Annotated in this window: 22 protein-coding genes; 8 read left to right on the top strand and 14 right to left on the bottom strand. The window is 42.2% G+C overall.

The annotated features are described in order from the left end of the window. Positions 1–102: 102 nt before the first annotated feature. Positions 103–894 (bottom strand): delta-lactam-biosynthetic de-N-acetylase, encoded by a 792-nt coding sequence (gene pdaA / locus ACTJJQ_RS19015; protein ID WP_440600508.1) that lies wholly within the window; start codon positions 892–894, stop codon positions 103–105. Between the two features lie 102 nt (positions 895–996). Continuing rightward, entirely contained in the window at positions 997–1,188 is a 192-nt protein-coding gene (locus ACTJJQ_RS19010; protein ID WP_003218031.1) for an SE1561 family protein, read from the bottom strand. Positions 1,189–1,335: 147 nt separating this feature from the next. On the opposite strand from ACTJJQ_RS19010, the gene yfkAB reads away from it, so the two are divergent. The 4 genes from yfkAB to ACTJJQ_RS18990 all read left to right on the top strand — a co-directional run bounded on the left by yfkAB (position 1,336) and on the right by ACTJJQ_RS18990 (position 4,626). After that, on the top strand, positions 1,336–2,457 hold the full coding sequence (yfkAB, locus tag ACTJJQ_RS19005; protein ID WP_366968837.1) for a radical SAM/CxCxxxxC motif protein YfkAB: 1,122 nt from the start codon (positions 1,336–1,338) through the stop codon (positions 2,455–2,457). A 7-nt stretch (positions 2,458–2,464) separates the two neighbouring features. Continuing rightward, positions 2,465–3,301: a mechanosensitive ion channel family protein gene (locus ACTJJQ_RS19000; RefSeq protein WP_025206933.1), complete on the top strand. Its 837-nt coding sequence runs from the start codon at positions 2,465–2,467 to the stop codon at positions 3,299–3,301. 71 nt (positions 3,302–3,372) lie between these two features. Continuing rightward, the gene (locus ACTJJQ_RS18995) at positions 3,373–3,774 is read left to right on the top strand and encodes a nuclear transport factor 2 family protein (protein WP_017358797.1); all 402 of its coding nucleotides are present in this window, start codon (positions 3,373–3,375) and stop codon (positions 3,772–3,774) included. A gap of 132 nt (positions 3,775–3,906) precedes the next feature. Then, the gene (locus ACTJJQ_RS18990) at positions 3,907–4,626 is read left to right on the top strand and encodes a YebC/PmpR family DNA-binding transcriptional regulator (protein ID WP_007496614.1); all 720 of its coding nucleotides are present in this window, start codon (positions 3,907–3,909) and stop codon (positions 4,624–4,626) included. 374 nt (positions 4,627–5,000) lie between these two features. On the opposite strand, the gene ACTJJQ_RS18985 is transcribed toward ACTJJQ_RS18990, so the two are convergent. The 3 genes from ACTJJQ_RS18985 to ACTJJQ_RS18975 form a co-directional block, all read right to left on the bottom strand. Further along, the gene (locus ACTJJQ_RS18985) at positions 5,001–5,783 is read right to left on the bottom strand and encodes a YfkD famly protein (RefSeq protein ID WP_017366830.1); all 783 of its coding nucleotides are present in this window, start codon (positions 5,781–5,783) and stop codon (positions 5,001–5,003) included. A gap of 67 nt (positions 5,784–5,850) precedes the next feature. Continuing rightward, entirely contained in the window at positions 5,851–6,918 is a 1,068-nt protein-coding gene (cax, locus tag ACTJJQ_RS18980; protein ID WP_440600507.1) for a calcium/proton exchanger, read from the bottom strand. Positions 6,919–6,983: 65 nt separating this feature from the next. After that, positions 6,984–7,361 (bottom strand): OsmC family protein, encoded by a 378-nt coding sequence (locus ACTJJQ_RS18975; protein ID WP_041090698.1) that lies wholly within the window; start codon positions 7,359–7,361, stop codon positions 6,984–6,986. Between the two features lie 75 nt (positions 7,362–7,436). Between ACTJJQ_RS18975 and ACTJJQ_RS18970 the strand changes: the two genes are divergently transcribed. Next, positions 7,437–8,618, top strand: coding sequence for an MFS transporter (locus tag ACTJJQ_RS18970; protein ID WP_440600506.1), 1,182 nt, complete (start codon positions 7,437–7,439; stop codon positions 8,616–8,618). Positions 8,619–8,650: 32 nt separating this feature from the next. Here the strand turns inward: ACTJJQ_RS18970 and ACTJJQ_RS18965 are convergent, their stop codons facing one another. From ACTJJQ_RS18965 to ACTJJQ_RS18950, 4 genes are read right to left on the bottom strand one after another with little or no spacing between them, the layout of a single operon-like run. Then, on the bottom strand, positions 8,651–8,794 hold the full coding sequence (locus ACTJJQ_RS18965; RefSeq protein WP_162484020.1) for a hypothetical protein: 144 nt from the start codon (positions 8,792–8,794) through the stop codon (positions 8,651–8,653). Positions 8,795–8,825: 31 nt separating this feature from the next. Further along, positions 8,826–9,644, bottom strand: a complete 819-nt coding sequence (locus tag ACTJJQ_RS18960) for a YihY/virulence factor BrkB family protein (protein WP_008341753.1) — start codon at positions 9,642–9,644, stop codon at positions 8,826–8,828. An 18-nt stretch (positions 9,645–9,662) separates the two neighbouring features. Then, positions 9,663–9,995 (bottom strand): hypothetical protein, encoded by a 333-nt coding sequence (locus ACTJJQ_RS18955; RefSeq protein ID WP_035391343.1) that lies wholly within the window; start codon positions 9,993–9,995, stop codon positions 9,663–9,665. A gap of 20 nt (positions 9,996–10,015) precedes the next feature. Further along, positions 10,016–10,486, bottom strand: coding sequence for a low molecular weight protein-tyrosine-phosphatase (locus ACTJJQ_RS18950; RefSeq protein ID WP_008341755.1), 471 nt, complete (start codon positions 10,484–10,486; stop codon positions 10,016–10,018). 174 nt (positions 10,487–10,660) lie between these two features. Here ACTJJQ_RS18950 and ACTJJQ_RS18945 point away from each other — a divergent pair, with 174 nt between their 5' ends. After that, the gene (locus tag ACTJJQ_RS18945) at positions 10,661–12,016 is read left to right on the top strand and encodes an alanine/glycine:cation symporter family protein (RefSeq protein ID WP_039168032.1); all 1,356 of its coding nucleotides are present in this window, start codon (positions 10,661–10,663) and stop codon (positions 12,014–12,016) included. A 75-nt stretch (positions 12,017–12,091) separates the two neighbouring features. Continuing rightward, positions 12,092–12,307 carry a DUF1128 domain-containing protein gene (locus tag ACTJJQ_RS18940; RefSeq protein ID WP_008341757.1) on the top strand — a complete coding sequence of 72 codons (216 nt, stop codon included), beginning with the start codon at positions 12,092–12,094 and terminating at the stop codon, positions 12,305–12,307. Positions 12,308–12,414: 107 nt separating this feature from the next. On the opposite strand, the gene ACTJJQ_RS18935 is transcribed toward ACTJJQ_RS18940, so the two are convergent. Further along, positions 12,415–12,933, bottom strand: a complete 519-nt coding sequence (locus tag ACTJJQ_RS18935; protein WP_007496591.1) for a type 1 glutamine amidotransferase domain-containing protein — start codon at positions 12,931–12,933, stop codon at positions 12,415–12,417. A 254-nt stretch (positions 12,934–13,187) separates the two neighbouring features. On the opposite strand from ACTJJQ_RS18935, the gene ACTJJQ_RS18930 reads away from it, so the two are divergent. After that, the gene (locus tag ACTJJQ_RS18930) at positions 13,188–17,468 is read left to right on the top strand and encodes a multifunctional 2',3'-cyclic-nucleotide 2'-phosphodiesterase/3'-nucleotidase/5'-nucleotidase (protein ID WP_440600505.1); all 4,281 of its coding nucleotides are present in this window, start codon (positions 13,188–13,190) and stop codon (positions 17,466–17,468) included. 46 nt (positions 17,469–17,514) lie between these two features. Here the strand turns inward: ACTJJQ_RS18930 and ACTJJQ_RS18925 are convergent, their stop codons facing one another. The 4 genes from ACTJJQ_RS18925 to treP all read right to left on the bottom strand — a co-directional run bounded on the left by ACTJJQ_RS18925 (position 17,515) and on the right by treP (position 21,917). Beyond that, complete coding sequence (locus ACTJJQ_RS18925; protein ID WP_025206926.1) at positions 17,515–17,949, bottom strand: hypothetical protein; 435 nt, start codon at positions 17,947–17,949, stop codon at positions 17,515–17,517. 82 nt (positions 17,950–18,031) lie between these two features. Then, positions 18,032–18,748 (bottom strand): trehalose operon repressor, encoded by a 717-nt coding sequence (gene treR, locus ACTJJQ_RS18920; protein WP_007496585.1) that lies wholly within the window; start codon positions 18,746–18,748, stop codon positions 18,032–18,034. 19 nt (positions 18,749–18,767) lie between these two features. After that, positions 18,768–20,468, bottom strand: coding sequence for an alpha,alpha-phosphotrehalase (treC, locus tag ACTJJQ_RS18915; protein ID WP_366968831.1), 1,701 nt, complete (start codon positions 20,466–20,468; stop codon positions 18,768–18,770). A 15-nt stretch (positions 20,469–20,483) separates the two neighbouring features. Then, positions 20,484–21,917, bottom strand: coding sequence for a PTS system trehalose-specific EIIBC component (treP, locus tag ACTJJQ_RS18910; RefSeq protein ID WP_017358785.1), 1,434 nt, complete (start codon positions 21,915–21,917; stop codon positions 20,484–20,486). Positions 21,918–22,049 lie beyond the last annotated feature (132 nt).

Raw genomic sequence — 22,049 nt, 5'->3', positions numbered from 1 at the left:
GCGGAGCGAATTTCACATTCGTGAGCACCGGCACGCAGGACTGACAAAGAATGCGAGGGTTTGTCTACACGCTGAAACTTGCAGATGTCTGCAAGCTTTTTTCTATAGCTGAGGGAGATGCCATACTTTTTCAAGCATGAGATCGTCTAAGCTTTTAAAGGTATATCCTTGTTTTTTTAAAGCAGTGATGGCATCATCAAGTGCCTCGGCATTGTCCCTTGAGACGGTATGAAGTAAGTAAATGGCACCCGGATGCGCCTGTTTCATCATTTGATTGTACGCATACTGTTTTCCTTTTTGATGGTGGATGTGCCAATCTACAAACGCTACTGACCAGAAAACGGTTTGGTAGCCAAGCTGTTTCGTTTCCTTTAGTACCCTTTCACTGAACACCCCGCGCGGTGGACGAAGGTAGAGGTTATCTTGTTTTCCTGTGATTTTGTATACCGCTTCATTGACACGATCTAGCTCTTCTTTGATTTCTTTCGTGCTCTTTGTTGTTAAATCTGGATGGTGATAGGAATGGTTGCCAATAATATGACCTTCCTCTGCCATACGTTTGACGAGCTTGGGCTGGTCCTTTACGAAGTGCCCAGTCACAAAAAAGGTGCCCGGTACTTGATGCTTTTTCAGTACGTCCAAGATTTTGGGTGTGTACCCATTTTCATAGCCATTGTCGAAAGTAAAATAAATCTCTTTCTTTTTCGTATTTCCTAAATAGTAAGCATCATATTTCTTTAAGAGTGTCGTCAGTTCCTTGCCGGCATCTGCTGGCTTGTGCTCTTTGCTTTTAGCAAATCCCCAATGAATCGGCTGATTAGACACGGCTTCTAAGTTTGAAAAAGGCATCGATACAAAAAGCGCACATAGACAGATCAGTATGCATTTTTTCATTTACGTCACTTCCCGGTTTTTCTTCTATTGTGCAGAATATACCGGGTACTCATACACTTTTTCACCTGCCAATTTAAAGAAAAAAGCCCGCATCAGCGCGAGCTATTCTTCCTTCCAATCGGTTTTAAATCGTTCATATTTCGCTTCTAGGTCGTCAATCATCTGGATGAGTCTGTCTATATCCTCAACGTCTGTGGATTCAGGATCTAATGAATCAATCACATTCATAAACATATCTAATCGGTTCTTTAAATAATCAACCTGCTGCTCTTTGCTGTCTGCTGCCTTGCCCATAGATACACTCCCTTTAGCATTTGTTTATAGCTTATCTTTTTTTCCTTTGTAAATCAATTGTGTCCCCTCTTGCGTATAACGGTGATGGGGCTTAAAATTAACTGTTGGCGGGTCTATGTTTGCCCGAATGAAAAGGAGATAGATACCATGAACCAAAAAACAGCACTTCGTCCGATTACACCTGCATTCGACCCTTGGGAAGCCTATCTCGATGTGCAGGATTACGGAGAAATGAAGCTGACAAATATTGAATTGACGACAACGACGTTGTGTAACATGAGATGTGAGCACTGTGCGGTTGGCTATACTTTGCAGCCAAAAGATCCGAATGCACTGCCACTCGATTTACTGCTTCGCCGTTTAGATGAAGTACCACTCTTGCGTTCCCTTAGCATTACAGGCGGAGAGCCGATGCTGTCTCTGAAATCTGTACGGGAATATGTCGTCCCTTTATTAAAGTATGCCCATGAACGCGGCGTCCGTACCCAAATTAATTCGAATTTAACGCTTGATTTGGCTCGATATGAAGAGATTATTCCATACTTGGATGTCCTACACATTTCACATAACTGGGGAACAGTCGAAGAGTTTGCTACGGTTGGTTTTGCAATGATGGACCGAAAGCCAACCTTTGAGCAGCGCGAAAAATTGTTTAACCGCATGATCGAGAATAGTCAGGCCCTTGTGAAAGCGGGTGTAACCGTATCTGCTGAAACGATGCTGAATAAGCGTACGCTTCCTTATATTGAACACATCCATCGTCAAATCGTGGACGAGATGAAATGCCAGCGCCACGAAGTTCATCCGATGTATCCAAGTGATTTTGCCAGCGCCCTTGAATCATTGTCGCTTCCGCAAATGCGGGATGCGATTCATCAGTTGCTCGATGTTCGTGATGAGAACACATGGATGCTGTTTGGCACATTGCCATTTTATTCATGCAGCACAGATGAAGAAGACCAGCGCCTCTTGACTCGATTGCGTCAAGCGAAAAATGTGACAGTACGAAATGACCCTGATGGCCGTTCACGGTTGAATGTGAATATTTTTGATGGGAATATTATTGTGACAGACTTTGGCGATACACCGCCATTAGGAAATATTGAAACCGATACGTTGCAATCAGCTTATACACGCTGGATGAACACAAAATTGGCAAATGAACTGAATTGTCATTGCCCAAGTGTGCAATGCCTTGGTCCGAATGTTCTTGTGAAAAACAGTTATTATCAAGATGTTGATTTTACTTCTCGTACAGCCAGGGGGTAACCGATAGATGGACGAAACATTTCTGACAGTGGTCAAGAACAAATACATTGAAATTCTCCTTGTTGGCCTCATTCTTTGGCTTGCCGTCTTTATGATCAACAAAGCGCTTCAGATTTTCTTTAAACGCACTGAATTCATTGAAGATAAAAAGAAAAAAACGATTGAGAGCTTGGTCAAATCAGTTTCAAAGTATACAGCTTCCATATGTTTTGTCTTATATGTGATTTCTTTATTCTTTCATGACTTTGGGAAGATTCTTGCGGGGGCTGGTGTGGCTGGAATTGTCATTGGTTTTGGTGCTCAAACCTTGATTCGTGACATTTTAGCTGGTATCTTCCTCATTTATGAACGGCAAATTCATAAAGGTGACTATGTGACGGTCAATAATCTTTTTAACGGAACCATTGAAGAAATTGGTCTCCGGTCTTTGCAAATTAGAGAATGGAGCGGCAAGCTGTTAACCATTTCAAACGGAGACATTCGTCAAATCCAAAACTACAATATGCACTACATGCGAATCACAGAGTCAGTCTTGATCAGCGCAAACCAAAATCCTGACATTGCTTTCAAGGCGCTAGAAACAGCATGTGATCAGTTAAATCAAATGCATCATGATTTACTGAAAAAAGATGAATTCCAAAACGCCATTGAACCTTTTCAGGTTCATGGCATTATGGGGCTCAATAAATTGAATCGCGGGATTGAGATCACCGTAAAAGGAATGGTCGAGGATGAAAAATACTTCGAAGCCGCCCTCGCTGTGCGAAAAGAAATGATCACACAACTTCATCAGCATGATGTGAAATTGCTTGAGGATCTCGTCTATCCACAGCCTGCAAAATAACCTCATTTTGATGGGGTTATTTTTTTGATTGTTTTTAGTTAACCAATTAACTAAAAGGAAGGATGTTTACATTGAGAAAAACTGAAGCGATTTTTTTTATTAAGCAAATGTATCAAGAGGTGTTAATCCAATTAGATATAGAAAAGGTGGAGACTTATTTTTCTTCAGATTATCAGCAAGTCACTGATGGAAAGGTCTCTTCCCTTGATGAATTTAAAAAGCATCTCTCCACATTAAAAGTCATGACCAAACAGCTCGACATCCCCGCCTTTCATGATATGTTGTTTGATGAAGAGACTCAGCAAGGGTGTTTTCGTTACACTGTACATGTTGAGCTGTCCACAGGAGACCACGGTCTAATAGATGTGATGGCGTTATTTACTTTATTAGATGGTAGAATCATTCGGTGTGATGAGCTGACTAGACCGCATGAGAAAAATAAGACGCTTGAACAACTTGGACATATCAGCTAAGGAATTCTTTTCTTTTCAGCCCTCTTACTTCTATCCTCTTGACTGATTCATGTATAATAGAAAGCAGATTGATTTCATGCAGCATGGGGACCCTCATACTGTGTATTTACTAAGTGAAAGAGAGTGAATAAGATGGGTCGTAAATGGAACAACATTAAAGAAAAGAAAGCATCAAAGGATGCCAATACAAGTCGTATTTACGCAAAATTCGGGCGTGAAATCTATGTGGCTGCCAAGCAAGGTGAGCCAAATCCAGAATCAAACCAAGCACTTCGTTTTGTCCTAGAACGTGCAAAAACATATAGTGTCCCAAAACACATTGTGGACCGTGCGATTGAAAAAGCAAAAGGCGGCGCAGAAGAGAACTTCGATGAGCTTCGTTACGAAGGATTTGGTCCAAACGGATCTATGGTGATCGTTGATGCCCTGACCAATAACGTCAACCGCACAGCGTCTGATGTTCGTGCAGCATTTGGGAAAAACGGCGGAAATATGGGCGTCAGTGGATCTGTTGCTTACATGTTTGACCAAACAGCGGTGATCGGTGTCGAGGGGAAAAGTGAAGAAGAAACGCTTGAACTTTTAATGGAAGCAGACATTGATGTACGTGACATTATGGAAGAAGATGATACGGTGATCGTCTATGCTGAACCAGATCAATTCCATCAAGTTCAAGAAGCGTTCAAACAGGCAGGCGTAGAAGAATTTACTGTCGCCGAAATCACAATGCTGCCTCAAAACGAAGTGACATTAGATGATGAATCGAAAGCACAATTCGAGAAACTAATCGATGTATTAGAAGAGCTTGAAGACGTGCAGCAAGTTTATCATAATGTGGATTTAGGGGAATAATCAGCTAAGCCATCGTAGTTGTTGGGTTCATTCAACTTCTGCGTTGGCTTTTTTATTGTCTAGGTAAGGTTTACGTTCTACTCAAGACCATGTAATATGAAGAAAGAGTCGTTTCCACAAATAACCAAGGAGCTGAGTTTCATTTTTAAAACATGGTGGTTTTCGTATTATGGCTTTATGATCCTCCCTTTTATTGGCCTATGCTTAATTTTCAACAACTTGACGATATTCACTAAAGTCTTTCTCTTTCTTTTCTTTGTATGGGTTTTATATAACGCCTTTGATTTTTACATTCATGAAATGAAAAAGAAAAAAGATAGGACATCTTAATCAAAAAACAGTCATCTCCCCTTGGTAAGAGGAGATGACTGTTTTTAATTCATCCCTTGAAACCCAAACGTCAGGTGATCCTGAACAGGAATCCAAGCGCCAATTCCTTGTGAGGTCACGTTTTTCACGACGAGTTTGCGTTTATTTCCTTTGAGCACAAGATACACTTCTCCGTAAGTAACCTTTCCTTTTTCGTTAATGGCTGGAGCGTATGCATGCAGGGTTGCTGCTTTTTTCGGAGATACATGGTAGGACTGATCTCGCTTTGTTCCTGCACCAATCACTGTGTCGAAGGCGAGCGGAAGTTTTGTTTTTTGGATGGCTTTTTGCATCATCAATGTTTTCACATCTTCTGGGTTTGGTACTTTTGCTGTGAGCCCTCCACTTACTTTTACTTGTTGCTTTTGCACATATTTGCCGATGGCTGTTTTGTTTCCGCCTCTATTATCAATGTGATTCGTGTTCACTTTTTTGTATTCCCAATTGGCGACGGTTTCGTTTGAATCATAGCTAAGTGCCCATCTTCCAAGAAAAATCGTTGCCCTGTAGCCAACTGCTAACGGTGTACCTGAGATACTGGATTCATTCAACATTTTAATCAAATGTGTATTTTCAATTGGTACACTTGTTGTTTTAAATAATTCGGCCGTCAGCTCGCTCGGCTGTAGCAGCGGTTGATCTTGTGACGCATTTGGATACGTATTTTCCTTTGAGATACTGGCGACAGACGATGGCACCTTAAACGGCTTTGCTGCCTCGGCTGGAAAACTGTATAGAAAACTTAAGGATAAGAGAACAACAAACATGATGCGGGGCATCTTTTTCATATCATCACTCTTTCTCATTCATTTTTCCATAGTATTTTCCCGAAAGACGTCCCTTATCCACAAAAGATTATAAAAGGAAAAATCCAATCGCCATAATGAAATAGGCAGCGAGCAATGTAGCACCTTCAAACCAGTTCGTATCCCCATCATTTGAAAGGATGACCGTTAGTAAAACAGAGGATGCCATGGCAATGAGCTCTGGTAATGAGAAGATCAGTGGCATTTGCTTTTCAAAAAACAGAGAGCTGATCACAAGGATCGGTGCGACCATCATGGCGACTTGAAGCGTAGAACCGAAAGCAATTTCGACCGCGACATCCATTTTGTTTTTATACGCCATAATGACAGCAGATGCGTGTTCTGCTGCATTACCGACAATCGCAACAATGATGACCCCGATAAACAGTTCACTCCAGCCAAACTGTTCTCCGACTGTGTCAAATGTATGGACGAGCCGCTCTGAAATATACGCCACAGCAATTGTCGCAAGGAGTAAAATCGCCGTGGCAAACTTCCCAGACCATTCTGGTGTTTCTTCTTCCGTCGCTGCTTCTCCTTCCGTAATTTCCTGCTTGGCAACATAAACACCTCTGTGGCTGACCAGTTTGAAATAGAGTGCTGCGACATAAAGCAAAATCATCACGATGCTAATGCCGATACTTAAAGCAAATTGACGATCTTCTGCCATCCCTATGGAAAAGACTTCTGGAATGACAAATGCCACAATAATCGCAAACATAAGCAGCCCAGAGTTATGCCTTGCATCGTGGACATTGAACTCTTGTCGTTTAAATTTCAATCCGCCAACGAAAAAAGACAATCCAGCCACGAGCAGTAAATTGCCGATCACTGAGCCAGTGAGTGAAGCAAGGACAATGGCGGTGAGTCCTTGTTTTAATGCAAAAAATGAAATGATTAATTCCACTGCATTTCCAAAAGTAGCGTTTAATAACCCACCAATTCTTGGTCCCGCTATAATGGCAAGACTCTCTGTCGCTCTTCCCATATAACTTGCAAGACCGATGATGGCGATACAATAGACGGCGAACATGACAGCCTGCGGAAAATGAAGAAAACTACCAATTACAGATAATGGAACACCGATTGCGACAATCACAAGAAACAAACGATTCATACAGCCAATCTCCTTTACATCATATCTGACTGTTATTCTTTCGTGAGTGCCGGCATCATATACATTTAGATTCGTTCGTGTGAAAGGGTGATATCAATCGTTCCTTTCACGGATTGCACCATGGAGCAATGCTTCAACGCAAGTTTCATTACTTTTTCCAGCTGTTCATCAGAGGTGCTGATGCTTTCAAAGATCATATGTAAATGAATATGAGTGATTTTGTTTACAGTTCCTTCTCTTGTCGTTTCAGGCGTAATGGTCAGTCCTTGATAGGATATTCGTTTTTTCCGGCATACATGAATGACCATTTCTCCAAAACAGCCCGCAATAGCCGAGGTGAACAATTGATACGGCCTGTATCCCGCTTCTTCATTTCCTGAAATATGTAGCTGCCTTTGATCAGCATTTGCGACCCACCGATCATTTTCGTATATCAGCTTCATTCCTTTTCCACCTTTCTATTGAAACCCCTATGGTTCCATTGTACGATGAAAGCATGAACTTGTAAGGAGCTTCTTATGTCGAGAATTCATTTTATGATTTTAATTTTACTTGTATCCGTATCTGGTTTTTCGCAGGGAGCGTTACTGCCAGTGATTTCGATTATTTTCGAACATGCCGGCACTTCCCCGACGTTAAACGGACTGCATGCCACCGGTTTATATATCGGCGTGCTGCTTGCGTCTCCTTTTATGGAAGCGCCGCTGCGCCGCTTCGGATTTAAACCATTGATCGTCATTGGGGGCGCTGCTGTCTTTTTAAGTTTGTTTAGCTTTGTCTTTATTGAATCTTATGTCGTCTGGTTCTTCTTGCGGCTGATGATCGGCATCGGTGATCATATGCTTCATTTCTCCACACAGACGTGGGTAACCTATGCCTCATCATCTAGAAATCGCGGGCGAAATATTTCATTGTATGGGTTATCCTTTGGACTCGGTTTTGCCGCCGGCCCTTTTTTAACACCACTCATTGAAATCAATCCATCTTTGCCGTTTATTGTGTCTGGTGCAGTTAGTTTGTGTATTTGGCTGCTTGTGTTTGTTTTAAAAAATACATATCCTGATACAGGTGAAATGCAGACGTCAGAGCAGACAAATAGTTTGAAGCGCTTCAAGAAGGCGTTTCAATTTGGCTGGGTAGCGTTTATGATGCCGTTTTGCTATGGCTTTTTAGAAACGACGCTCAATAGTAACTTCCCTGTGTATGCGCTGAGAAGTGGGGTGACGATAGATGCTGTTGCGTTTATTTTACCTGCGTTTGCGATTGGGAGTATTGTTTTTCAGCTTCCTCTTGGGATGCTGAGTGACCGTTTCGGCAGACGACTCATGATTTTAGTTGTGACACTCGTCGGTTCATTCTTTTTCCTTTTAGCAGGGATTTTCATTCAGTCCGTTTTGGCTGTTGCGATCTGTTTCTTTATCGCAGGTATGGCTGTAGGTTCGACCTTCTCACTTGGCATCAGTTATATGACGGACTTATTGCCAAAGCATCTGCTGCCTGCTGGGAATTTGATGTGCGGGATGGCGTTTAGTGCAGGAAGTATTCTCGGTCCGGTTCTTGGCGGATTCTTTGTGCAGACGTTCGAGGGCATGAATTTACTTTACCTTGTCAGCATTGTGATTTTATTTGTATTTTGTTGTGTTCGATTTGGGCGTACACAGTCAGTGGTCGACACTCCAAACGAATCCATTTCTCATTAAAAACTCCCCTGCACCAATGCAGAGGAGTTTTTTCATCTAGTGATACCCATTTTGCCCATTCGCACTTCCACTTGTTTTGTGCTTTGGCTGATGGCCTTTGTTTTGTTTTGTGTTGCTTCCGCCTTTTTTCGATTGTTTAGACATTCGTTATTCCCCCATCCGTCAAGATTGAACATGTTCGTTCTCCTTTAGGATGCCCGGATTTCTTCACACCTTGCCTGGTACGATTTTACGCTTATGTAAAAGCGCATTGAGCTCGCCGCCGAGGATGATCATAATGCCGGTTAAATAAAACCAGATCATTAATATTATGATTCCCCCAATGCTCCCGTACATCGCACTATAGTTGGCAAATTCGCCTACATAAAATGAGAACAGCATGCTGACGAGAATCCAGCCAACAGAAGCAAATATGGCGCCCGGCAGCACAAATTTCAATTTCAGCCTGATGTTAGGGGCAAAATAATATAGGGATGTAAAAACAATCAGTAAAATCAGTGGACTAATAATCCATCTCATGGCTGTCCAAATGGTGAGAAACGCATCTGACTGCCCTACTAATTTGGCAACGAATAAACCAAGCTCTTTTCCAAAGACAGGCAGCATCAAGGCAAAAATAATCGTAAGCACCATCGCAATGGTTAAGATGATCGATGTTAAACGTACGAGAATGAAGGAACGATTTTCCTCAACTTCGTAAGCGTGGTTAAATGCTCTGACCACCGCATTAATGCCGTTGGATGCAGACCATAGGGCGGCAATAATCCCGAATGACAACAATCCGCCGTTACGGTTATTCAGCGTCTCTTCGGCAATGGATTCAATCATCGAAAGCGCTCCCTCTGGCGCATAACCAGAAATGACGCTTAGAACATCCTTTGATGTCAGCGGCAAATAACCAACAAGCGTCAGCACGAAGATGAGAAACGGAAATAATGAAAGCAAAAAGAAATACGCAAGTTCAGCTGATTTTGCCGGTCCTTCATGCAGCAAAAAGCGTCCAATTAACGCTTTAACAAAACCCATACGCCTCATCTCCAATGATCAATCTTTCTGTTTCTTTTGAAAGTGATCCTTTGTTTCTTCAATAATCTCTAATACCTTTGGTGTTGTTTCCTTTAACTGATTCACCTGTTCATTCAGAAAAGACAAATCATCTGAGACCGTTCTCATCAATTGCTTCGTTTCTTCCATTTTTTCCTTCACGCAAGCAGACATCTTGCCAGGCTCCAGGCGGTATTCATCCAGCTTTTGCTGGCAGTCATTCCATTTTTCTTTCAGTGCAGTTCTTGTTGGACGATGAAATAATGTCAGCAATATGCCGCAGGCTGCGCCTATAACAGCTCCCCGAAGCACGATTTGTTTGTTCTCTTCCATCTCATCTGATCTCCTTTCAGTTAAAGGTGTTTCTCTTTTTTTACATACGTCAAAAAACGATCAATTCCTGTTTCAATTAAATCATGTACTTCCTCAAAGTTCCCAGTGTAATAAGGATCTGGCACATCGTCTCGATCGTCGTCTTCTACAAAGTCAAGAAGACGGCCAATAAAGTGATGTTTTCCATAGCCGGCTAAACTGCGGAGGGCGCCTACATTTTCAGCATCCATCGCAATGATATAGTCGTATGTGGTGATATCCTTATCCATGATTTGTCTTGCCGTCATTCCTTCATAGCTGATGCCCTTTTCATCAAGCAGCTTTCGTGTTCCTTCATGCGGAGGACTGCCTTGATGCCAGCCGCCAATGCCTGCTGAATCAATCACAAAGTGTTCACTCAGCCCTTCGTCTTCGACTCGTTTTCTAAACATCGCCTCTGCCATCGGTGACCTGCAAATATTGCCGAGGCATACAAATAATACATGAATCATCCTTCATTCTCCTCCTATCTTTTCCCTAAGAGTCCCTTTGGAAAACCTTTTCTCTATCATATCAAGCCCTTTTTCTTTTGGAAACTTTGCAAGAAAAACTCCCATCGGCATTGACAAAATACACAAAAAAAGGAGAAACTTTAGGAGAATTACACAAACAAAGGGGGACATTAGATGGGAATCATTGAGCAATTTGTCACGACGATGAACAATTTTTTGTGGGGGCCTCCCCTATTAATTTTAATTGTTGGTACTGGAATCTACCTCACCTTTCGGATCCTCTTCATTCAAATTAGATTACTTCCTTATTCTTTAAAGCTCGCTTTTTCAAAACAAGACAAAACATCAGAGGGAGATATCTCCCATTTCCAAGCATTAATGACGGCTCTTGCTGCAACTGTCGGTACAGGGAATATCGTCGGTGTTGCCTCAGCTGTCATTGCAGGTGGTCCTGGTGCAGTATTTTGGATGTGGTTTGCTGCATTTTTCGGGATGGCCACCAAGTTTGCAGAAGCTGTTCTGGCTGTAAAATACAGGGTCAAAAACGAAAAAGGCGAAATGTCTGGCGGACCTATGTATTATTTAGAGCATGGCTTAAAACAGAAATGGCTAGGGGTGCTATTTGCTGTTTTCGGTGCCAGTGCTGCCTTTGGGATCGGCAACCTGGTACAGTCTAATTCCATCTCAGGCGTCATGAATTCTACTTTTCAAATTCCAACTTGGGTAACAGGTATCATCATTACCGCCTTTACGGCACTCGTGATTTTAGGCGGAATTAAAAGTATCGGCCGAGTGACATCTATTTTTGTACCAGTCATGGCTTTATTTTACGTCATTTGCGGGCTCATCATTCTTGTCATGAATGCTGATCTTGTTCCTGGCGCAGTCAGTCTTATTTTCTCAGATGCCTTTACAGGTCAAGCCGTGGCAGGTGGTGCGATTGGAACCGTTATTCGCTGGGGTGTCGCACGAGGCGTCTTTTCCAATGAAGCTGGTCTTGGATCAGCACCAATTGCTGCTGCAGCTGCGAAAACGGATATGCCTGCCCGTCAAGCTCTCGTCTCTATGACGCAAGTGTTTATTGATACCATCATTGTTTGTTCTATCACTGGCATTACGATTGTCATGGCAGATATGTATTTAACAGAAAAAAGTGATGCGCTGACTTCGTTATCCTTTGCTCACTTCCTCGGTCCAGCTGGCTCAACCATCGTGGCAATCGGGCTGCTCCTGTTTGCTTATTCAACCATCATTGGCTGGTCCTATTACGGGGAAAAATGCTTTACATATTTGGCGAAGGATTCGTACGTCATGTATTATCGTATCGTGTTTGTGATAGCTGTCTTTTTCGGTGCCGTGTTTAAGAATGACTTCGTCTGGGGCGTAGCAGATATGCTCAATGGACTGATGGCCATTCCAAACTTAATTGGACTCATCGGTTTATCAGGTGTTGTGGTGTTTGAATCCAAACGAATCATTGATAAGATCAAAGAGGAGAAAAAGGAAAAAAACATTTCAGTGTCGTCATAATAGCCCTTTTATTCTTTTGCTTTTCTGTTAAAATAGACATATTATTCGACACATGCAGGAAAGGACGTGCCGCCCTTGTCACAGCAAAAAGCGGCTGAAGTCAATCAGCTGATTGAAGACATTTCGCAAAAGCTCAATATGCTGAATATTGGAGTCATCAAAGCAGAAGACTTCAGTCCAGATAAGTATGAAGATATTGAATTTCTTCACCAAATGGTGATGAAAAAATCTTCATTCAGCCCAAGTGAAATGCAAGCCATTGCAAGCGAGCTGAAAAGCTTAAGAAAATAATCGTGCACCTGATACTGAATTGCGGTTGACGCCGCTTTCTTATATCCATGCACAGAAAAAGCCAGCACCTCGCAAGGTGCTGGCTTTGTTTATCCTGTCAAAACTACTTATTTGGCGAGCAGTTTTAATGATTCACGGTTAAATGCTGGAATGTCATCAGGTGTACGGCTTGTGACAAGCTGATCCTGACAAACGACGACTTCTTCATCTTTGAATTTGGCGCCTGCGTTTTCCATATCTACTTGAATGGATGTATAGCCGGTCGCGCCTCTTCCTTCCAGCGTCTTCGCTGTAATAAGCAATTGCGGTCCATGACAGATCGCAAATACTGGTTTTTTCTCGTCCATAAAGGCTTTTGTGAATTGCACGTAGCGATCATCCGCACGCAGAATGTCTGGTGAGAAGCCGCCAGGAATCAGAAGTGCATCGAAGTCTTCTGGTTTCACGTTATCGATAGACGCATCGACTCTTACTTCTGCCTCTCCTTGCTTTCCTTTCACTGTTTTTCCTTTTTCGTTTTCAATGACTGTGATCTCATGGCCTGCGTCTTTAAAGGCTTTTGCAGGCTCGGTGAATTCAACATCCTCAAAGTAATCTGTTAAGACAACTGCAATTTTCTTACCCATGTAGAAACCCTCCTGCTTGATTATCGTTTACACTACACACTATACCCCCGCCAATTGAAATCAAACATCCTATCCCTATGAGAAAACCCCCTTTCATAAAAATAAGCATTTAGACTCATTCACATTCCCTTAACAAGGTAATTCGTATGATTTATGTTATCTTTACAATAATCTGCAAAAAATAACTACAAAAGTTAACGAAACATTTCTACAATAGGTATTGTGGTCAAAAAAATTAGAAAGGCGGAGATCAGGTGAAGAAGCAAGCACATAGGTCTAAACGAAGGAAAAACCTGTCTATTCTGCTCACTTCCATGATGTTGATTAGTCTCATTCTCCCAGCAGTACCTACTCATGCAGAAACAGAAAGCGGCAGCGCCGTAAAGGTCAGTATCTTAGCCACAACGGATGTTCATGCGAACATGATGAATTACGATTATTACAGCGACAAAGAAACAAATGAATTCGGTTTGGCAAAAACAGCCGAGCTGATTGACAAGCACCGTTCACAAAATCCTAATACACTCCTTGTTGATAACGGAGACCTGATTCAAGGAACCCCTCTTGGAGAATACGTTTATAAAAATGAAAAAGACAGCATCATCAATCAAACAAAGGTTCACCCCATTATTCATACACTCAACAAATTAAAATATGATGCAGGTACACTCGGCAATCATGAATTTAACTACGGTTTATCTTTTCTTGACGGTACCATTGCGGGCGCCAACTTCCCGATTGTCAATGCGAACGTCAAAAAGTTAAACGGAGAACACCGATTTACTCCTTATGTCATTCAGGATAAAACCTTTAAAGATGCAAACGGAGCCTCCCAAACTGTGAAAGTCGGTTACATAGGATTCGTACCACCACAAATTATGACGTGGGATAAGAAACATTTAGATGGACAAGTTCAAGTGCAAGATATTGTGGAGTCTGCCAATGAAACCATTCCAGAAATGAAAGCAAAAGGCGCAGATGTCATCGTCGCTCTTGCTCATACAGGAATTGAAAAAACAGCTTCACCTAAAGGATCAGAAAATATGATCTTTGACCTTGCCACAAAAACAAAAGGCATTGATGCGATTGTGTCTGGCCACCAGCATGGCACATTCCCAAGCGCTGAATATAGCGGCGTTGACAAATTTGATGTCGCAAAGGGAACCATTAATGGCATTCCTGTCGTCATGTCAAAAAACTGGGGAAGCTACCTCGGAGTCATTGATTTAACACTAGAACCAGACGGCAGCAAATGGAAAGTCACAGACGGAACAGGCAAAATCGAATCCGTTGCCGGGGTGACATCTCAAAACAGTACAGTGAAAGATGCCATTCAAACAACTCACCAAAACACCCTGGATTACGTCAGAAAGCCAGTTGGAAAAACAGAAGCAGACATTAACAGCTTTTTCGCTCAAGTGATGGATGACCCTTCTATTCAAATCGTGACAGATGCCCAGAAATGGTATGCACAAGAAAAAATGAAAGATACTTCGTACAAAAACTTGCCGATTCTCTCTGCGGGTGCGCCATTTAAAGCCGGTGGACGCAACGGTGTGAACTATTATACAAATATCGCAAAAGGTGATTTAGCGATTAAAAACATCGGCGATCTCTATCTTTACGATAACACCGTACAGATTGTAAAACTAAAAGGCAGTGAAGTAAAAGACTGGCTTGAAATGTCTGCTGGTCAGTTTAACCAAATCAAACCAAATACTTCAAATGAACAGCCTATTTTAAACGAAGAATACCGCTCATATAATTTTGATGTGATCGATGGTGTGACGTACCAAGTAGATGTCACACAGCCTGCTAAATACAGCACAACAGGCACACTTGTTAACGCTAATGCGAACCGCATCAAAAACTTGTCTTACAACGGAAAACCCGTTTCTGACAATCAAGAATTTTTAATCGTGACAAACAACTACCGTGCATCTGGCGGCGGAGGCTTCCCGCACCTCACACAAGATAAAGTGGTGCTTGCCTCAGCAGATGAGAACCGCCAAGTGCTGATGGATTATATTATTGAACAAAAAACCATTAACCCAAGCGCAGATCAAAACTGGTCCATTGCACCAGTAAAAGGCGCAACAGTCACCTTTGAATCTTCTCTACTTGCAAAACCGTTCGCAGAGAAATCAAACAGCGTCGACTTTATTCGAAATGCCAGCACAGACGGACTTGGCGTGTACAAGCTAGCGTTTAAAGATGATGGTACAACAGAACCACCTGCAACAGACAATTGGCATTTAACGGTGATGCATACAAACGATACACATGCCCATCTGGATGATGCAGCAAGACGCGCAACTAAGATCAAAGAAGTTCGCGCCCAAAGCGAAAACAATATTTTATTAGACGCTGGAGATGTCTTCTCTGGTGATCTCTATTTCACAAAATGGCAAGGACTTGCCGATCTGAAACTGATGAACTTAATGAAATACGATGCCATGACGTTTGGGAATCATGAATTTGACAAAGGTCCATCTGTCCTTCGTCAATTCCTGACAGGTGATGCATCCAGCGTAGATGCTCAAAACCGTCACCAGTTTGAAAAACCGAACTTCCCGATCGTGTCATCAAACGTGAATGTCTCTAAGGAAAAACAGTTAAGCGATTTAGTGAAAAAACCAGCAACATTTAAAGCTGGTGAGAAAAAAGAAGCTGGCATTTACCCTTACATTCTACTTGACGTAAATGGTGAAAAGGTCGCTGTATTCGGTCTAACCACTGAAGACACAGCCATTACATCCAGCAGTGGTCCAAACATTCAATTTCAAGATGCATACAAAAAAGCAAAAGAAACAGTCAATACCATTCAAACTGAGGAAAAAATTAATAAAATTATTGCGCTTACACATATTGGCTATAACCGTGATCTAGAACTGGCTCAAAAAGTAGATGGCATTGATCTCATCATTGGCGGTCACACCCACACCCTTGTTGAAAAATTAAAGGTCATCAATAAAAAAGAACCTACGATTGTTGCGCAAGTAAAAGACTACGGACAATTTTTAGGAAAAGTAGACGTGGCCTTTGACAAAAAAGGCGTTGTACAGCCAAAAGAATCTACTTTTGACCTCATCACGATCGACGACTCTGTGAAAGAAGATGCGGACGCAAAAGCGATTCTTGATCAGTACAAAGCAGATATCCAAGATTTAAAAACCGAAAAAGTCGGGACGTCAGATGTCTTTTTAGATGGACAACGTGAACACGTCCGTGCAAAGGAAACGAACCTTGGAAACTTTATTGCAGATGGCATGTTAAAGAAAGCACAAGAATCTGCTGGGGCTGACCTTGCCATTACAAACGGCGGCGGTATTCGAGGCAGCATTGAAAAAGGAGATATCACATTAGGGGATATTTTAACCGTGATGCCTTTTGGAAACACACTATATGTCGCAGATTTAAAAGGCAGTCAAATTAAAAAAGCGCTTGAACAAGGTCTTTCAGGCATTGAAGAAGGCGGAGGCGCATTCCCTCATGTAGCCGGTATTGAATATACGTTTACACTGAGTAAACCAGCTGGCAGCAGACTGATTGATGTCAAATTGAAAGATCAAAAGGGCAATCTGACTGACATTGATGATCAGAAAACATACCGCGTGGCGACTAATGCATTTGTCGGCACAGGCGGTGATGGCTACAGCGTCTTTACAGAAGCGTCTCATGGTGAAGACTTAGGCTATGTTGACTATGAAATTTTCAAAGAGCAAATTGAACAGGCAGACGGTCATATTTCTCCAGTCATCGACCATCGAGTGAAAGAAGTATTCCTTCCTCGCTTGAAAGGAAAAGGCGCCTATGACATTCAAGATGATGAGAAATTCCAAACGTATGTGCAGCATACGAACAAAGCATTGCTCTATTTAGACAAAGCAACCGAAGCGAAAAAGGTTCAATTGTCTCTATCAAAAGGGCAGGTAGCTGAACTGAAGAAACGAGAGCAAGATCCAAACGTCACCATCTATCATGACAAAGTCGGTCTAGCATTACCGCTCTCCAATTTGTCAGAGCAACATGCAGATATATCGATGGCAAAAACAAATAAGGTGAAAAACGCATTAACCGACACTTACGATTTCCAAATCAAACAAGATCAGAAAAATGTGTCTACCTTTAAAGATCCCGTCACACTGTTCTTTACATTAGATGCGCCTGAAAAAGCGAAAAAACCAGGTGTCTATTATGTCGATCGTGAGAAAAACCGCTATGCCAAAACAAGTAACGGTTCATTCGAAAACGGGATTGTCTCAGGTAAAACGGAGCACTTTAGTGAATACACCGTACTCAATCAAAGTGAAGCTGCTGGAACAAGTCCAGACCAAAATGGCGGAGACGGTGGAACTTCTGCTCCAGGCGGTTCGGATCCAAGTCAGGATGGAAGCGGCTTACCAGGCGGCACACTGCCGAATACGGCAACGATGATGTATACAGCGGTATTGATTGGCTTACTCATGCTCGCCTCAGGCGGTATCCTTTATTACTACCAGCGCAAGCGCACACGAAACAAAGTATCATCTTAATAGAAAAGGACAGAGCATTTGCTCTGTCCTTTTTTGCATCTCACTATCAATCTTGGGATAAATACATCCAATGACGGTCATCAAATTCTTTCACATCATCTGACCCTATATGACGCAGCATTCTATTAAAGAACGTGATATCATCTTCATCATCAACGGCATATAAATCCTTTTGAACATATTCTCTCGTAATGAAATTCGTTAAGTTCGTGTTATTCACAAATTCAGCAAAGTACGATTTCACAAGGGTTAAATCTTCTTCACTTAATGTTTCATCACTGATAATTGAAATATGAAATACATTCAAAATCGCTTGAATGTCTTCTTCATCCATATAACATAATGGCTCTAATTTTCTATCTTCTTCCGTAAACGGTTTTCGCGTGTCTTCAATGATGACATAACATAAAATCCTGTGACCTTTCATCACGCTAAAAATTTCTAAATCTCGTAATTTGAGTGGTCTATTCAGTCTGATCATTTTTCCTCCTGAGATGTTGCTCTCGTTATTGTTTAATCCCTTGTTTCCCTACAACCTGAAATAGACAGAGCTTCGGCCCTGTCTACTTCTCTCTTCTAGCAAAATCCACGAATCTGAAACGATCTAGCCGGTGGCGGCTTTCAGTGTATTGGAATAGACTCGTATCCTCCAAGAACACATAATTTTTCACCACCACCACATGATCAAACCCGTTCAAATCGAGATACCTTTCATCCTCTTCTGTACATGGCTCGACCACAAATTCCTTTTGTGCGTAGCTAATCGAAACCCCAAGTTCTCCTTCAATATACTCGTAGATCGATCCTTCACAAATGTCCTTAGACAAGACCTGCACATGTTTTTGCAAAAAGTAATCTTTGTCTAAAATGACTTCTTCTCCGCTAATATTGCGAGAGCGAATGACTTCCCAAACGTCCTCCTGCCCACTGATTTTCAGCTGAGACTGAATATACTGATCTGGCTTGATTAAACCGAACTCGTGAACCGTTGTTACCGTCTTGCGTCCAAGCGTTTGGGAAAGCTCTTTAAAGCTGACAAGACCCGAAACTGGGAACTGCATTTTCTCTCGATTCAGCAATACTGAGCCTTTCCCACGAATTTTTTGGATATAGCCATTTTGCACAAGGATGTTTAATGCCTTTCTCACCGTCTCACGGGATGTGTCATACATGACAGACAGCTCATGTTCTGATGGGAGGATGCCTTTATCCTGCCATTCACCTTGTTCAATTCGTCTTGCGAGCTGATCATAAATCACTCGAAACTTATTCTCTTTCATTTTCCTTCCGCCCCATTTACTAGCGTTTGGTTAAATGATAAACGATTGACTCATATGGGCGCAACGTAAATCCCTTGATATCTGCCGGCACATCCTCATAATTGGACAGCAGAACTTGCCCTTCCATTTCATTGACATCCTTTGCAAGCTCATCTGGAAGTGTAAAGTCCGTCTCGCCTGCATAAAAATGGTTGATCACGAGAATCTTCTCATCTTTGCCTTCTCGGACATACGCAAACACCTTTGGATCATCTGCCAGCAGTAAAGTAAAGCTCCCATAGGTGATTACATCAAGTTCCTTACGAAGCCTGCAAAGGGCTTGATAATGATAAAAAATCGACGTCTCATCTTTTAAGGCAGCTTCTACTGAAATGCCGTTTTGAGCTGGTTCAATCCAAGACGTACCTTTTGAGAACCCCACATTTTTTTCCGACGTCCATTGCATAGGTGTCCTTGCGTTATCTCTTGATTTGACCTGTAAAATCGCCAAAGCTTCTTCCTTTGTTTTCCCTTTTTCAAGCATGACTTCGTACATATTGAGTGATTCGATATCGCGGTATGACGAAATGTCCTCAAAGCGAGGATTCTTCATCCCAATTTCTTCACCTTGATAAATATAAGGAGTGCCTTGCATCAAATGAATGGTGGTCGCCAGCATCTTCGCTGATTGCTGATGGTACGTGCCATCATCACCGTATCTAGACACGATGCGTGGCTGGTCATGGTTGCACCAAAAGAGTGCGTTCCAGCCGCCGCCCTCATGCATTTTCGTCTGCCATTCTGACAGAATTGATTTCAACTCTAGAAAATCAAATGGCGCAATGGCCCACTTTTCACCGTTAGGATAGTCGACTTTTAAATGATGAAAATTAAACGTCATATCCAGCTCCTGCCGATCAGGTCTTGTATACCGAATGCAGTCTGTAATATTCGTTGAAGACATTTCCCCCACGGTCATGCTATCGTATTTCGAAAACACTTCCTGATTCATTTCATGCAAAAATTCATGAATTCTCGGCCCATCTGTATAGTACATACGTCCATCACCTTGCACTGATTGCCCGGCATCATCTAAAAAGCGTTGATCCTTTGAAATGTTATTGATGACATCCAGTCTGAATCCATCGATCCCTTTTTCAAACCAAAAGTGCATGATGTCATATACTTTCCTGCGCACTTCATCATGTTCCCAATTGAGGTCTGCCTGGGTAACATCATATAAATGAAGATAATAGTCACCTGTCGCTTCATCTAATTCCCACGCTGGGCCGCCAAACTTTGACTGCCAGTCATTCGGAGGAGAGCCGTCCGCTTTCGGCTCCTTCCAAATATAATAGTCTCGATACGGGTTCTCCTTCGACTCTCGGGAGGCTTGAAACCACTCATGGAAGATAGATGTATGGTTCACAGCTAGATCCATGATGACACGAATCCCTCGTTCATGTGCTTCTTTCAGCATGTGCTCAAAATCGGCCATTGTGCCGTACATGTCATGGATTTTTGTATAATCACTAATATCATAACCGTTGTCATGCTGTGGTGACTCATACATAGGAGTCAGCCAAATACAATCCGCCCCTAGTTCTTTGATATAGTCGAGCTTTTTCGTCACGCCATTGATATCACCTGTACCAGAGCCTGTTGTGTCTAAAAAGCTCTTCGGATAGATTTGATAGACCACGGCTTTTTTCCACCACGGTTCGTTTGTTTGTTGATTCAATTTCCTTCACCACCACTAGTTAAGTTCTTGTGATACATCCTTCTTTTTAAGTTTTGCATATAAAAGGGTACCAATGAATGGGACGATCAGCACAATCACCATTCCGATGGCAAATGCCCCCCAATATTTCGGAATGATCGAGAAGATTCCTGGAATGCCTCCAACGCCGACTGAACTTGCCAGTACCCCTTGTGAGGCAATAAACATACCAGCTATCCCTGAACTGATCAGGGCAAAAATAAACGGGAATCTATAGCGCAAGTTCACCCCAAACATCGCCGGTTCAGTAATGCCCAAGTAAGCAGAAATACTTGATGTCAGCGAGAGCCCTTTTTGCTTTTCATCTTTTAAGACAAACATCATCGCAAGTGCCGCTGATCCTTGAGCAATATTAGACAGGGCGAGCATTGGCCATAGGAACGTGCCGTGCAGTTTTGAGTTAATCAGCTGAATATCGACCGCTAGGAACGTATGGTGCATGCCTGTAATGACTAACGCTGCATATAATCCGCCATATAAAAGGCCGCCAAGTGCTGCGAATTGCTGGAATACAGTGACGAGTCCAGATGTTAATACGTTTCCGATCGCAAATGTAACGGGACCAATGACGATAAATGATAAAAATCCAATGAGTAGTAATGTAATTGGTGCAACAACTAACAGCTGAATACTTTCAGGTGTCCGCTTTGTAATAAATAATTCGAGCTTTGCGAGTAAATAGGAGGCGACGAGTATCGGAAGAACCTGCCCTTGGTAACCTACCTTTTGTACTTCAAGTCCAAACAAATTCCAAACAGGAATGTCACCTGTCTTTTCCGCCGCCCCATATCCCCACGCATTCAACAGATCTGGATGTACAAGCATCAGTCCAAGGACCATCCCTAAAAGTGGATTACCTCCAAACCGCTTGACAGCCGACCAACCGATTAATGCTGGCAAAAAGGTAAAGGCAGTGCCTGCAATCAAGTTGATCATATTTGCTAAATCCGCCCAAGCCGGATACACATCCACAATGGATTTTTGATCAAAGAAAATATCAGGAGCTGTTAAAATATTATTAATCCCCATCAATAAACCAGCTGTCACGATAGCTGGAAGGATTGGAATGAAGATATCTGCAAGCGTTTTCACAGCACGCTGCAGTGGATTTAATTTCTGATCAGAGGCACGCTTGACGTCCTCTTTTGTCGCTTCGCCGATTCCCGTCTGTTTGACCATTTCGGCATAAACCCGATTCACCACTCCTTGACCAATGACCACTTGGTATTGGCCATTCGCTGAGAAAGATCCCTTCACTTCATCAATTTGTTCTAGTGCTTTCTCATCCACCTTACCTTCATCTTTTAGCACAAAACGAAGTCTTGTCACACAATGTGTGGCTTGATCAATGTTTTCTTTGCCGCCAATGGCTTTCACAATCTGATCTGCCGCTGCCTGATAATCAGCCATGCTATCCCCTCCGAGATCGTTTTTTTATAAGAAAAAAGAATCAAAACTTGTATATACATGTCCACTTCATATTTCATATTTTATATTTGTATATACATGTAGTCAACAATAAAATGTAGCGCTTTCATAAAA

It is taken from the genome of Bacillus sp. 22483, assembly GCF_052044605.1.
Lineage (GTDB): Bacteria > Bacillota > Bacilli > Bacillales > Bacillaceae > Bacillus > Bacillus altitudinis.
The sequence above is the reverse complement of the archived record's forward strand: the minus strand, read 5'-3'. Positions and strand labels throughout refer to the sequence as shown.